The organism is Lelliottia sp. GFLA7 (assembly GCF_056490165.1).
The window spans coordinates 373,686-386,168 of sequence record NZ_JBWLAQ010000003.1 but is presented as its reverse complement, the minus strand read 5'-3'; the positions used below and the strand labels follow the sequence as shown (position 1 = coordinate 386,168).

Genomic DNA, 12,483 nt, shown 5'->3' with positions numbered 1-12,483 from the left:
TTATCCCAGTACTCGTGCGCCTGCCGTGTCCAGCCGGCAAATATGAACAAAGCCTTCCTGATTTTGCAGGTAGTTTTTCGCCAGCCAATCCGCCACGCGCTGCGCGGTGTCAGGCTTATCGCATAACGCGAACAGCGTCGGGCCGGAGCCAGAAATGCCGCACGCCTGCGCGCCGATATCCAGCGACGCCTGACGCGCTTCAGTGAAGCCCGGCAGAAGTTTGGTGCGGTACGGCTCGGCGATGACGTCTTTCATCAGCTTCGCCGCTAACGCAGGCTGACGGGTATAACAGGCGTGAATGAATCCTGCCAGATGACGACCGTGTGCGATGCAATCCTGACGCCGGTACTGCGCGGGTAAAATCGCGCGCGCTTCGGCGGTCGACACTTTAATGCCCGGATAGGCCAGCACCCACAGCCACTCGTCAAAGCCTGGCACCTGTTGGCTGATAATGCCGTTCTCTTCGATCATCAGCTGCATACCGCCGAGGAAGCACGGTGCGACGTTGTCGTAATGAATGCTGCCGGAGATACGCCCTTCCAGCTCGCCCATCAGCGCCAGCAGGCGGTTGTTGTTCAAGGGTTTACCGCAATGTTCGTTCATCGCGACCAGCGCGGCGACCACGGAACAGGCGCTTGAACCGAGACCGGAACCAATCGGCATGCTTTTTTCGAGCGTCATCGCGACGGGGACGTTCTTGCCAATTTCCTGACAAAAGCGCTCCCAGCACTGATAAACAATATTTTCGCGCGGCTCTGGCGGCAGCTTGCTGGCGAAACGGCCCACATTATTGAGGCTAAAACTGTCGGCGGCTTCAACCGTTACCGTATCGCCCAGCGGCGAACCGTCGACCGGCGCAACCGCCGCACCCAGCACATCAAATCCGACGCTCATATTGGCGCTGGAAGCCGGGGCATAAACTTTGACCATGTTAAACTCCTAACTTCCATGACAGGGTACGGAGCAGATCGGCAAATACGCCCGCTGCAGTGACATCGTTCCCTGCGCCGTAACCGCGAAGCACAAGCGGTAATGGCTGATAATAGTGGCTGTAAAACGCGAGGGCATTTTCGCCATTTTTGACTTTGAATAGCGGATCGTTACCGTCCACTTCAGCAATTTTGACGCGGCACACGCCGTCGTCTTCAATATTGCCAACATAGCGCAATACTTTGCCTTCATCACGGGCTTTCGCTACGCGAGCGGCAAAGCCATCGTCAAGCTGCGGCAAACGGCCCATAAATGCTGCGACGTCACCGCTATCATCAAATCCTGCTGGAAGAACAGGTTCGATAACGATGTCAGAAAGCTCCAGCTCGCGCCCGGTTTCACGGGCGAGGATCAGCAGCTTTCGCGCCACATCCATGCCGGATAGATCGTCACGCGGATCTGGCTCGGTATAGCCGAGTTCGCGCGCGGCGGTGGTCGCTTCTGACAGGCTCATGCCTTCATCCAGCTTGCCGAAGATAAACGACAGTGAACCAGAGAGAATGCCGGAAAAACGCTGCAGTTCATCACCCGCATTCAGCAGGTTTTGCAGGTTCTCAATGACCGGTAAACCCGCACCCACGTTGGTATCGTATAAGAACTTGCGGCGCGATTTGCTGGCTGCGGTGCGCAGCTGATGGTAATAATCCATCGACGAGGTGTTGGCCTTTTTGTTCGGCGTCACCACATGGAAGCCTTCGCGCAGGAAATCAGCGTACTGATCGGCCACGGCCTGATGAGAAGTACAATCGACAATTACTGGGTTAAGCAGGTGATACTCTTTCACCAGACGGATCAAACGGCCCAGATTGAACGGCTCTTTGGCTTCGGCTAACTCCGCCTGCCAGCTTTCCAGATTCAGCCCGTGAACGTTGGTCAGCAGCGCTTTTGAGTTCGCCACCCCACACACACGCAAATCGATATGTTTTTTCTTCAGCCAACCCTGCTGGCGCTTAACCTGTTCCAGTAACGCACCACCCACGCCGCCTACACCGATCACAAACACTTCGATGACCTGATCGGTGTTGAACAGCATCTGATGGGTAACGCGCACGCCCGTGGTCGCGTCGTCGTTACTCACCACCACAGAAATAGAGCGCTCGGAAGAGCCCTGCGCAATGGCCACGATGTTGATATTGGCGCGAGCCAGCGCAGCAAAGAACTTAGCGGAGATCCCGCGCAGGGTGCGCATGCCGTCGCCCACGACGGAAATGATCGCCAGACGTTCCTGAATCGACAGCGGCTCTAAAAGTTCTTCTTTCAGTTCCAGATAGAACTCTTCTTCCAGCGCACGACGGGCACGCATGCAATCCGCCTGCGGCACGCAGAAGCTGATGCTGTATTCGGAAGAGGACTGGGTAATCAGCACCACCGAAATACCGTTGCGTGACATCGCCGCAAATACGCGCGCCGCCATGCCGACCATGCCTTTCATGCCCGGTCCGGAAACGCTGAACATCGCCATGTTATTCAGGTTGGAAATGCCTTTAACCGGCAAATCATCTTCGTCATGGCTGGCGCCAATCAACGTACCCGGTGCCTGCGGGTTGCCAGTATTTTTGATTAAACACGGGATCTGGAATTGAGCGATAGGAGAAATAGTACGAGGATGAAGCACTTTAGCGCCGAAATACGACAGCTCCATCGCTTCCTGATACGACATTGATTTCAGCAGTCTTGCGTCCGGCACCTGACGCGGATCGCAGGTATAGACGCCGTCGACGTCAGTCCAGATCTCGCAACAATCGGCACGCAAGCACGCAGCCAGCACGGCGGCTGAATAGTCAGAACCGTTACGGCCCAGCACCACCAGCTCGCCTTTCTCGTTACCGGCGGTAAAGCCTGCCATTAAAATCATGTGATCCGCTGGAATTTTGCTGGCGGCAATGCGGCGGGTGGACTCGGCAATGTCCACTGTAGACTCGAGGTAATGTCCAACGGCCAGCAGTTTTTCGACCGGATCAATCACCGCCACTTTGTGACCGCGGGCTTCCAGAAGGCCCGCCATGATGGCGATAGAGAGTTTTTCACCACGGCAAATCAACGCCGCGTTGATGCTGTCCGGGCACTGACCGAGCAGACTGATACCGTGCAGAACATGCTTGATCTGTGCGAATTCTTGCTCAACAAAAGCTTTTAACGGTGCGAGTGGGAAACCTGGCTGCAAATCCGCCAGCCCCTGAAGCAGCTCAGTAAAAATACGTTCAGCATCGCTGATGTTCGGAAGGGCATCCTGACCACCGATGGTTTTTTCAATCATCGCCACCAGATGGTTGGTGATTTTCGCCGGGGCAGAAAGCACGGTTGCGACCTGCCCCTGCCTGGCGTTGCTTTCCAGGATATCGGCAACACGCAGAAAACGTTCTGCATTTGCCACTGATGTACCGCCGAACTTCAAGACGCGCATGGTATTACCTCAATAATCTTTAGCCGAAAAAAAAGCCCGCACTGTTTAGGTGCGGGCTTTTTTCTGTTTTTCCTGTTACGCGTCAGCCCGCATCGTTACCTGTGGTAATGATGATGGTTGTTGTAATGGTGGTGGTGCTAACGCGATTCATGGATGTTGTGTTCTCTGTCGTTATTATCTGTCTGTCCTGTATCCCTAAGGGTTAAGGGATTCGGTACCCTAAGTCAATAAATTTCTAATTTGATCACAATTTGCGCATCTTCTCTGACGCGCTGCTTGCCGTTTATTTTCATCCAGATACGACCAGTCACAACCCTTATAATCAGACTCATAAGCCATATTAAATTCAAATGTCAGATTTTTACTCTGCCAATTTTTTTTCAATATCATGAAGCAATCGGTGCAGCATGACGGTGTCTCGCTGCTCAAGACGCCCTAACCGCTGGTGTAGCCACTCCACCATTTTTTGATCGTCGGCGACATTCAGTTGCGACAACAGGGCTTCTGCACGAACACGTAACGCACGCAGTTGGTTTTCATCAACGCTGCTCGACGCGGGTGCGGCAGTTTGCATTAAAGATGCTAATTGATAGCAATAGACCATAACCGCCTGGCCCAAATTGAGCGACGGGTAATCCGCGACCATCGGCACGCCGGTCAGAACATCGGCGAGCTCCAGTTCTTCATTTGTGAGGCCCGAATCCTCACGGCCAAACACCAACGCCGCCTTCGATATCCATTCGCTTTTTTCCGTTAGCATCGGCACCAGTTCAGCAGGCGTGGCGTAGTAATGAAATTTCGCCCGGCTGCGAGCGGTGGTCGCGACGGTGAATGAAATATCATGCAGTGCGTCGGCGAGTGTCGCGTAAGTGGTTATATTATCGATAATTTCACCCGATCCGTGCGCTACCCAGCGCGTGGCAGGTTCAAGGTGAGCTTCACTCGCCACGATCCGCAAATCGTTGAATCCCATCGTCTTCATCGCGCGGGCGGCGGCGCCAATATTTTCTGCTCTTGCTGGGGAAACCAGCACTATCGACAAATGCATTTATGTTCTCTTATTAATCAGTTAACGGGTGAAAGTGTGATCCACCTCAACATATTACGCGGCACGAATTTACAAAATTGCAACACAAATCACCGAAATAGCGTTTCACTACAAATTAAAAACGTTAAACTGTTCAGTGAGTGAATTATTGGTAAAAATGTTAACAGACATTACTTATCCGTATGTTTATTAATGATAATACCTGTATTGATAGCTTTTTCGAATTGGATTCGCGTTGTTTATTAATCAATACCTGCAACTAATTGGTTTATTGAAAATTTGTGACAAAGGCTAGCAATCGGATACGATGATTTCATCAAACTGTTAACGTGCTACAATTGAACTTGATATATGTCAACGAAGCGTAGTTTTATTGGGTGTCCGGTGTCACTTAGCCTGTTATGTTGCTGTTAAAATGGTTAGGATGACAGCCGTTTTTGACACTGTCGGGTCCAGAGGGAAACTACCCACGACCAAGCTAATGATGTTGTTGACGTTGATGGAAAGTGCATCAAGAACGCAATTACGTACTTTAGTCACGTTACGCCGGTCATGTTAATTTGCGACATGCATCAGGCAGGTCAGGGACTTTTGTACTTCCTGTTTCGATTTAGTTGGCAATTTAGGTAGCAAACATGCAGACCCCGCACATTCTTATCGTTGAAGACGAGTTGGTAACACGCAACACGTTAAAGAGCATTTTCGAAGCAGAAGGCTACGATGTCTTTGAAGCGACCGATGGCGCAGAGATGCATCAGATCCTGTCTGAAAATGATATCAATCTGGTCATCATGGACATCAATCTGCCAGGTAAAAACGGCCTTCTTCTGGCGCGCGAACTGCGTGAACAGGCGAATGTGGCGTTAATGTTCCTGACAGGCCGTGACAATGAAGTGGATAAAATCCTCGGCCTGGAAATCGGCGCTGATGACTACATCACCAAACCGTTCAACCCACGTGAGTTGACGATTCGTGCACGCAACCTGCTGTCCCGCACCATGAATCTGGGTACGGTGAGCGAAGAGCGTCGTAGCGTCGACAGCTACAAATTCAACGGCTGGGAACTTGATATTAACAGTCGTTCGCTGGTTAGCCCGAACGGTGAACAGTATAAGCTACCGCGCAGTGAATTCCGCGCCATGCTGCACTTCTGCGAAAATCCGGGCAAGATTCAGTCCCGCGCAGAACTGCTGAAAAAAATGACCGGCCGTGAGCTGAAGCCACACGACCGTACTGTTGATGTGACGATCCGTCGTATTCGTAAACATTTCGAATCTACGCCGGATACGCCAGAAATCATCGCCACGATTCATGGCGAAGGTTACCGTTTCTGCGGCGACCTGCAGGAATAATCCCGCATTCAAGGCATTAAAAACGGCGCTTTACGCGCCGTTTTTTTATTTCCAGATCCGTAAAGCATCGTCATCCGTATTATTCGACGAGTCACCATCTGGCGGGTCGCTACGTTTTGACTGCGACAGCGAATACCAGTCAAAGTGACGCGTGAGATACATCACCGCAAACAATGCGATTGCCAGCACGGCCGACCCCAACAGCAGCGCACTGTCTTCCGAGCGCAGCAAGAACCACATCACCGCATCAAGCCCTAACAGTGCCAGGATAAACACTGCACTGCGCTTCCAGCCTTTAAGCACCGCCTGCAAATACACCCCGTTCATCATCGCGCCGACCAGGCTTGCGATAATCCAGGCGGACGTAAATCCAACGTGCTCTGACAGCGCCAGCAAGACCAGATAAAACAGGACCAGAGACAGTCCAACCAGCAGGTACTGCATCGGGTGCAGACGAAGATGGGTTAATGTCTCGTAGACAAAGAACGCCATAAACGTCAGCGCGATCAGCAAAACGGCATATTTGATGGCGCGGTCAGTCAGTTGATACTGATCGGCAGGCGTCGCCACGGTCACGCTAAAGGCGGGAACGTGTCGCCACTCGGGCTGCTCTTGATTGCCAAACAGGCTTTCGAGATTGTTAGCAAACCAACTGCTTTTCCAGCTTGCCTGGAAACCCGACGCGCTAATCTCACGCTGAACCGGTAAGTAATCGCCCATAAAACCCGGATGCGGCCAGTTGCTGCGTAAGGTTAGCTCGCTGTTACGCCCGACAGGCACGACGGAAAAACTGCCCGTCCCGTTGAGGCTCAGCGACATGTCCAGCGTCAGGGTTTTCATCGCCAGCAGATTTTCATTCAGCGGAATATGAATGCCTTGCAATTCGCCCGAAACACCAGAACCGGGTTCAACAGTCAGCGCTTCGCCGTTGATTTTCGAGATGCTTACCGCGCCGATCCCCCGCGCGTCGCCCACGCCGACCGCAACAAACGGCTGCCCAAGGGTGATCGTTTCGCCTTTTAAACGCGTTAATTTTTCAGTGCTAAACTGCGCTTTTAGCGTGAGATCGGTGGTCCAGATTTGTCCGTCATAGATACCGATGCTCCTGGATTGCACCTGCTGATTGCCGTCGATAACCAATGATTCCGGCAGCACAAAATGCAGATAGCTGCGCTTATGTTCGACCTCTTTTTTATCCTCAATTTTGTAGTAGATCTCGGTGACCGGAATGGCGATAAGTGGCCCGGTGAGCTGCTGCGGCCCGCTGGTGCTTTGTCGTAGCGTGTCTTCCACGTCGTCACGATAGCTGGCGCGCTCCGAAATCAGGTTACTCACCATCAACAACGGCACTAACAACAGCAGGATGCACCCAATCAGGGTGCTGACTTTCCAGAACAGGGGGGATTTTTTCATGACCTTCTCCTTTGTGATGAAAGGAGCGTAACGGGGCTATGTGCGTTCAGTTTGAAGTTATGTGAAGGGACGGTGAAGTGTCAGTAGCGCCTCAACGCCGCCTTCTTTGCGGTTGCGAAGCTGGATATCGCCATGGTGCAGACGGGCGACTTCCTGGACAAAGGCCAGCCCCAGCCCGCTGCTTTTCAGCCCATTTTCACGCGGGAGCGAATAAAAGCGCTCAAAAATGCGGGTATGTGCGTACTCAGGAATGCCGCTGCCGCTATCGGTTACGCTGAGCTGCACTTTTTTGTGCACCTCTCGGGCAGCAAGCTCGATGCTTCCCCCTTCGGGCGTAAAATCGAGGGCATTATCCAGCAGATTACCCAGTGCCTGCTCGAGTAAATCCTCATCGCCTTCGACTGCCGTTAAGGAATTTTTCGAGGTCAGGGTAATATTTTTGACAGCGAGTAACGCCGCGCGCGCCGTGCTCAAACGTGTAAACAGGGCGTCGATATTCACGCTATCAGGCGTGATCTCCACGCGATTTTCCAGCCGCGCCTGCTCAAGGAGTTTCTCAACCAACGACTGCATGCGTGCGTTTTGCACCAGAATATTATCGACAAACCGCGCGGCAACCTGCGGCGGCGGCTGTTCCGCCAGAATCTCAGCCGAACCGCGAATGGCCGCCAGCGGGCTTTTCAGCTCGTGGGTCAACGCGTGGACGTAGTGTTCGATATAATTTTTGCCTTCGAGGCGAATGCGCATATTTTCCAGCGCCTGCGCCAGTTTGCGCAGTTCGCTACTTCCCGAATCGGGCAGCGGCAGAGGGGTATCCGTCGTCACCGAATCGGCATAGCGCGACAGTGAACTGATTGAGCGATTAATCCACCACGCCACCACCAGCCCAATCAGCAGGGCGATACCCAGTAGCGCCGCGCCAGCCCATAAAATCCGGCGCTCACTGCGATGGATAACCGGTGCCATGGCGCTATTGGGTTTGCCTACCGATAACACGCCAATAATCTTTCCGTGGTCAATAATAGGCGCGGCGACATACATCACGGTGCTTTGCGGATCGTCAGGGTTAATTTGTGTGCTACGCGCGCCATAGTCGCCACGCAACGTTTTCCACACATCGTTCCAGCGCGAATAATCTTCGCCGAGCGCTTTACCGGCCGAATCGAACACCACCCTGCCCTGCGCATCCGTCATGTACACATGATATTCGTTGCGCACTTTATGGATGCCGCCAATGTTGGCGCGAAACGGACGCAAATGAAGCTGCGAGAACGCCTGGGCCAATCGGCCATTTTGCGCAGCGCCTGACAGCAAATCGTCACGTCCCACTTCTGCCAGCAGAGTAGCGGTATCAATCAGCGTCCCTTCCGTAGCCCTGCGCACGCCAGGCTTCACTTCCTGGACAAATATCGACAGCACAAACCACGCGGCAATCGCCACAATCAGGAAATAGCCCAATAACAACCGCATACCGATGCGCATCAGTACAATCCCAGGCTGTAGCCCATTCCGCGGTGAGTGCTGATCGGCGAAAGATCAGCATTAATGGCGCGCAGCTTGGCACGCAGGGTTTTGATATGGGTATCGACCGTGCGATCAAAACTGTCGCCCTCATCGCCCCAGACTTTGTCCATCAACTGCTGACGAGAAAATACGCGGCCAGGCGCGTTCAGCAGGGTTTTCAGCAGTAAAAATTCATACCGTGTGAGCGGCAAAGCGTGCCCGCACCAGCTGATGTGTGCCGCAGGCTCGTTCAGCTCGAATTGACCAATGCGGACAATGTCAGAAGGCGCAGCAGACTTTTGCATCCGTCGTAAAATGGTTCTGACACGCGCGCAGACTTCGCGGGGAGAAAAGGGCTTAGCGACGTAGTCATCCGCCCCCATTTCCAGACCAAGCAGTTTATCCACTTCATCACTTCGTGCCGTGAGAAACAGCACCGGCAGCGACGGATGCTGCGCCAGGAGCTGACGGCACAGCTCAAAACCGCTGATATCCGGCAGCCCCACGTCGAGAATAGCCAGAGCCGGAGCCTGCCGCCGCGCCTCATCCAGCGCAGGAAGCCCACGCTCAAAGGCTTTCACGGCGAATCCTTCCTGCGAAAGCATGTAAATGAGCGTCTCGGCAATGCTGATCTCATCTTCTACCAGCCAAATCAACGGTTGCTGCATCGTCATTCCCTGCATTAACGCCACGGCATAATCGGTACTGCGCTCAGCGCATTTTTCGGCGAGCCTTCGACCACTTTATCCGAGTACGCCAGATAGGCTAACGTGTTGCGCTTCGCATCGTAAAAACGCACGACCTGGAGTTTTTTAAACACCAGCGAGGTGCGTTTCTGGAACACGACGTCACCCTGCGCTTTACCGTTTTTGATTTTGTCGCTCAACTCCACCGGCCCCACCTGCTGGCAAGAGATCGCCGCATCAGCCGTATCTTCAGCCAGGCCAAGCCCACCTTTAATGCCGCCCGTTTTAGCGCGACTGATGTAGCACGTGACGTTCTTGACGTCGGGATCGTCAAACGCTTCGACGACAATTTTGTGGTCCGGACCAAAGACTTTAAATACGGTGTCAACGGAGCCCACTTCTTCTGCAAACGCGGTACGCCCGACCAATACCATCAGAGCGGTGAAGATCAATGTCTTGTATTTCATATTGTTACCATTTTTTAAAATTGCATTTAGCGATTATTCAATAATCCAGATAAAAACCTAGCAAGATCACAGGATTAAAAAATTCATCCCGATAATGTGCGGCAAAAAGCATGAATGCGCAAAAAAAACACCGAATGCTAAAACATCAAAAAATGCTATTATCCGCTACCCTGTTATCAGGCACCTGCTGTTTTAAGGATGAGGATAGTATATGGATCAGGCTGGAATTATTCGCGATCTGCTTACCTGGCTGGAAGGTCATCTTGACCAGCCATTGTCACTGGATAATGTGGCGGCTAAAGCAGGCTATTCCAAGTGGCATCTGCAAAGGATGTTCAAAGATGTCACCGGTCATGCTATCGGTGCCTATATTCGTGCGCGTCGACTGTCAAAATCTGCCGTCGCCCTGCGCCTGACGGCACGTCCGATTCTGGATATTGCCCTGCAATACCGTTTCGACTCGCAACAAACATTCACCCGCGCCTTTAAAAAACAGTTCTCGTTGACGCCTGCGCTTTATCGCCGCTCGCCCGACTGGAGCTCGTTCGGTATGCGTCCGCCGCTGCGTCTGGGTGAATTCGCCATGCCGAAACATGAGTTTGTCACGCTGCCCGAAACGCACCTGATCGGCACAACACAAAGTTACACCTGTTCGCTTGAGCAGATTTCCGAATTCCGTCATCAAATGCGTGTGCAGTTCTGGCGCGATTTCCTGAGCCACGCGCCGGCCATTCCGCCGCTGCTGTATGGTCTGAACCAGACGCATCCAAGCCAGGAAAAAGACGACGAACAGGAAGTGTTTTACACCACCGCACTCACCCCAGAAATGGCCAATGGCTATGTTCAGGGATCGAAACCGGTGGTGCTTGAAGGCGGTGACTACGTGATGTTCACCTATGAAGGGCTGGGCACGGGCGTTCAGGAATTCATCCTGACCGTTTACGGAACCTGCATGCCAATGCTGAATCTGAACCGCCGTAAAGGTCAGGACATTGAGCGTTACTATCCGACCAGCGATGTGAAGCCGGAAGAACGCCCAATCGATCTGCGTATGGAATACCTGGTTCCGATTCGCCGCTAGCGCTGTAGCTCATCCAGTGCAGGGGCGTCCAGATGCGAGATGTCCCCTGCCATTTCCACGACCCAACCAGACGCCAGCCATGGGCTTTCCTGATAGTCGATGCGGGAAATAGAGCAGTTACGCAGACGCAAACGGCGCTCCGCATAGGCGGGCAATCCAAGAATCGTACTCACCAGACAACCCAGCGCAATGCCGTGGCTCACCAGCAGCGGACGACTGCCTTCTGGCAACTTCAGGCAATCCGCCAGAGCCGCCTGCACACGCACGCTCAGCTCCTGCATGGACTCACCATCAGGAATGCGGCCATCTTCCGTTCCGTTCACCAGCGTACGACGCCAGCCCTCCTCCTCGTCAGTTAAAGAGTCCACATGGCGTTTTTCCAGCACGCCCATGTCGAGTTCGCGCAGACGCGGATCGAGGATGATGTCGCAGCCACAGGCATCGGCAATAATACGTGCCGTTTGCTGGGTACGACCGAGATCGCTGGCAATGATGTGCGTGATGCCTAACGTTCTGGCACGTTCCGCCACTTGCCGCGCTTGTTGCTCACCTTTCGCGGTGAGAGGACTGTCTGACTGCCCTTGAATACGTCGCTCGGCGTTCCACTGCGTTTCACCGTGGCGAACAAGGTAAACCTGTAACATGCTATTTTTCCGTTATACTGCGATGAATTTTTTTAAACTGAGCTTAATTATGCACCAGGTTGTCTCCGCTACCACCAATCCTGCCAAAATTCAGGCAATTCTAAGGGCATTTGAGGAGATCTTCGGCGAAGAATCCTGCCATATCGAGGCTGTCGCCGTCGAGAGTGGTGTCCCTGAACAGCCGTTTGGCAGTGAGGAAACGCGGGCTGGCGCACGAAATCGCGTACTCAACGCAAAAGCGCTGCGCTCTGATGCCGATTTTTGGGTGGCGATAGAAGCGGGAATTGACGACGGCGCGACGTTTAGCTGGGTGGTGATTGAAAACCGCGAGCAGCGCGGAGAAGCGCGTTCCGCCACGTTGCCGCTGCCCGCCATCATTCTGGAAAAAGTACGAGCAGGTGAAGCCCTCGGCCCGGTGATGTCACAGTACACTGGCATCGACGAAATTGGCCGCAAAGAAGGAGCCATCGGCGTGTTTACCGCAGGCGCACTGACGCGCTCAAGCGTCTACCATCAGGCCGTTATTCTGGCGTTAAGCCCGTTTCACAACGCGATTTATCGCTGAACGCCTAACAGGACTGACTCCAGCCACTGACGCAGTTCAACCGGTGCGGACTTTAGGCTGTTCGACCCGCGGGTAATCGTTGCGATGCCCGCGCCCAGCTCGGTTTTCAACTCGCGCTGGCTCATCTCGCCCCGCAGTAATTCTTCAATAATGCGCACCCGCGTGCCCAATGCTTCGCGTTCATCAGGCGTGAGCATCAGCTGCATCAGGGGTAAATGCAGATCGTGTTTATAGGACTGGCGAAGCAGCTCCACAAAGCGAAGCCACTCCTGATTGCGCTGTTCGGCCATCGCCGATGAATAAGGGGAATTCTGGGTCATGTTATGCCGC

Annotated in this window: 14 protein-coding genes and 1 other annotated feature; of the genes, 3 read left to right on the top strand and 11 right to left on the bottom strand. The window is 53.4% G+C overall.

Annotated features, from left to right (window positions below; all coding sequences use genetic code 11):
- The 5 genes from thrB to yjjY all read right to left on the bottom strand — a co-directional run bounded on the left by thrB (position 1) and on the right by yjjY (position 4,982).
- Positions 1-930 (bottom strand): homoserine kinase, encoded by a 930-nt coding sequence (gene thrB, locus AC07RN_RS12160; protein ID WP_012015974.1) that lies wholly within the window; start codon positions 928-930, stop codon positions 1-3.
- Position 931: 1 nt separating this feature from the next.
- Positions 932-3,394, bottom strand: a complete 2,463-nt coding sequence (gene thrA, locus AC07RN_RS12155; RefSeq protein WP_478336469.1) for a bifunctional aspartate kinase/homoserine dehydrogenase I — start codon at positions 3,392-3,394, stop codon at positions 932-934.
- A 25-nt stretch (positions 3,395-3,419) separates the two neighbouring features.
- Positions 3,420-3,538: a sequence feature (Thr leader region), on the bottom strand.
- A complete protein-coding gene (gene thrL, locus AC07RN_RS12150) occupies positions 3,477-3,545 on the bottom strand; it encodes a thr operon leader peptide (protein WP_107704209.1) in 69 nt (22 codons plus the stop codon). It overlaps the preceding feature by 62 nt.
- Before the next feature lie 210 nt (positions 3,546-3,755).
- Positions 3,756-4,442 (bottom strand): tRNA/rRNA methyltransferase, encoded by a 687-nt coding sequence (locus AC07RN_RS12145; protein ID WP_478336468.1) that lies wholly within the window; start codon positions 4,440-4,442, stop codon positions 3,756-3,758.
- Positions 4,443-4,841: 399 nt separating this feature from the next.
- Positions 4,842-4,982 (bottom strand): YjjY family protein, encoded by a 141-nt coding sequence (gene yjjY, locus AC07RN_RS12140; protein ID WP_042998021.1) that lies wholly within the window; start codon positions 4,980-4,982, stop codon positions 4,842-4,844.
- A 95-nt stretch (positions 4,983-5,077) separates the two neighbouring features.
- On the opposite strand from yjjY, the gene arcA reads away from it, so the two are divergent.
- Complete coding sequence (gene arcA / locus AC07RN_RS12135) at positions 5,078-5,794, top strand: two-component system response regulator ArcA (protein ID WP_006174002.1); 717 nt, start codon at positions 5,078-5,080, stop codon at positions 5,792-5,794.
- Positions 5,795-5,839: 45 nt separating this feature from the next.
- Here the strand turns inward: arcA and creD are convergent, their stop codons facing one another.
- From creD to creA, 4 genes are read right to left on the bottom strand one after another with little or no spacing between them, the layout of a single operon-like run.
- A complete protein-coding gene (creD, locus tag AC07RN_RS12130) occupies positions 5,840-7,207 on the bottom strand; it encodes a cell envelope integrity protein CreD (RefSeq protein WP_478336467.1) in 1,368 nt (455 codons plus the stop codon).
- Positions 7,208-7,264: 57 nt separating this feature from the next.
- Positions 7,265-8,689, bottom strand: coding sequence for a two-component system sensor histidine kinase CreC (gene creC, locus AC07RN_RS12125; RefSeq protein ID WP_478336466.1), 1,425 nt, complete (start codon positions 8,687-8,689; stop codon positions 7,265-7,267).
- Positions 8,689-9,378 (bottom strand): two-component system response regulator CreB, encoded by a 690-nt coding sequence (gene creB, locus AC07RN_RS12120; RefSeq protein WP_407436942.1) that lies wholly within the window; start codon positions 9,376-9,378, stop codon positions 8,689-8,691. Before creB ends, creC begins: the two co-directional genes overlap by 1 nt.
- A 14-nt stretch (positions 9,379-9,392) precedes the next feature.
- Entirely contained in the window at positions 9,393-9,863 is a 471-nt protein-coding gene (creA, locus tag AC07RN_RS12115; RefSeq protein WP_012015968.1) for a protein CreA, read from the bottom strand.
- A gap of 211 nt (positions 9,864-10,074) precedes the next feature.
- On the opposite strand from creA, the gene robA reads away from it, so the two are divergent.
- Positions 10,075-10,944, top strand: coding sequence for an MDR efflux pump AcrAB transcriptional activator RobA (gene robA / locus AC07RN_RS12110; protein ID WP_012015967.1), 870 nt, complete (start codon positions 10,075-10,077; stop codon positions 10,942-10,944).
- Here robA and gpmB read toward each other — a convergent pair.
- Entirely contained in the window at positions 10,941-11,588 is a 648-nt protein-coding gene (gene gpmB, locus AC07RN_RS12105) for a 2,3-diphosphoglycerate-dependent phosphoglycerate mutase GpmB (protein ID WP_012015966.1), read from the bottom strand. The genes robA and gpmB overlap by 4 nt on opposite strands.
- Before the next feature lie 49 nt (positions 11,589-11,637).
- Here gpmB and yjjX point away from each other — a divergent pair, with 49 nt between their 5' ends.
- Entirely contained in the window at positions 11,638-12,153 is a 516-nt protein-coding gene (gene yjjX / locus AC07RN_RS12100; RefSeq protein WP_478336465.1) for an inosine/xanthosine triphosphatase, read from the top strand.
- On the opposite strand, the gene trpR is transcribed toward yjjX, so the two are convergent.
- Positions 12,144-12,473, bottom strand: a complete 330-nt coding sequence (gene trpR, locus AC07RN_RS12095) for a trp operon repressor (protein WP_478336464.1) — start codon at positions 12,471-12,473, stop codon at positions 12,144-12,146. The two genes, yjjX and trpR, sit on opposite strands and share 10 nt — an antisense overlap.
- Positions 12,474-12,483: the final 10 nt, after the last annotated feature.

What these genes read in the sequence shown, in the direction of transcription:
- robA (WP_012015967.1), top strand. Translation starts at nt 10,075, where the DNA reads ATGGATCAGGCTGGAATTATTCGCGATCTGCTTACCTGGCTGGAAGGT.
- thrB (WP_012015974.1), bottom strand. Translation starts at nt 930, where the DNA reads ATGGTCAAAGTTTATGCCCCGGCTTCCAGCGCCAATATGAGCGTCGGA.
- thrA (WP_478336469.1), bottom strand. Translation starts at nt 3,394, where the DNA reads ATGCGCGTCTTGAAGTTCGGCGGTACATCAGTGGCAAATGCAGAACGT.
- creD (WP_478336467.1), bottom strand. Translation starts at nt 7,207, where the DNA reads ATGAAAAAATCCCCCCTGTTCTGGAAAGTCAGCACCCTGATTGGGTGC.
- arcA (WP_006174002.1), top strand. Translation starts at nt 5,078, where the DNA reads ATGCAGACCCCGCACATTCTTATCGTTGAAGACGAGTTGGTAACACGC.
- creB (WP_407436942.1), bottom strand. Translation starts at nt 9,378, where the DNA reads ATGCAGCAACCGTTGATTTGGCTGGTAGAAGATGAGATCAGCATTGCC.
- AC07RN_RS12145 (WP_478336468.1), bottom strand. Translation starts at nt 4,442, where the DNA reads ATGCATTTGTCGATAGTGCTGGTTTCCCCAGCAAGAGCAGAAAATATT.
- trpR (WP_478336464.1), bottom strand. Translation starts at nt 12,473, where the DNA reads ATGACCCAGAATTCCCCTTATTCATCGGCGATGGCCGAACAGCGCAAT.
- creA (WP_012015968.1), bottom strand. Translation starts at nt 9,863, where the DNA reads ATGAAATACAAGACATTGATCTTCACCGCTCTGATGGTATTGGTCGGG.
- creC (WP_478336466.1), bottom strand. Translation starts at nt 8,689, where the DNA reads ATGCGCATCGGTATGCGGTTGTTATTGGGCTATTTCCTGATTGTGGCG.
- yjjX (WP_478336465.1), top strand. Translation starts at nt 11,638, where the DNA reads ATGCACCAGGTTGTCTCCGCTACCACCAATCCTGCCAAAATTCAGGCA.
- gpmB (WP_012015966.1), bottom strand. Translation starts at nt 11,588, where the DNA reads ATGTTACAGGTTTACCTTGTTCGCCACGGTGAAACGCAGTGGAACGCC.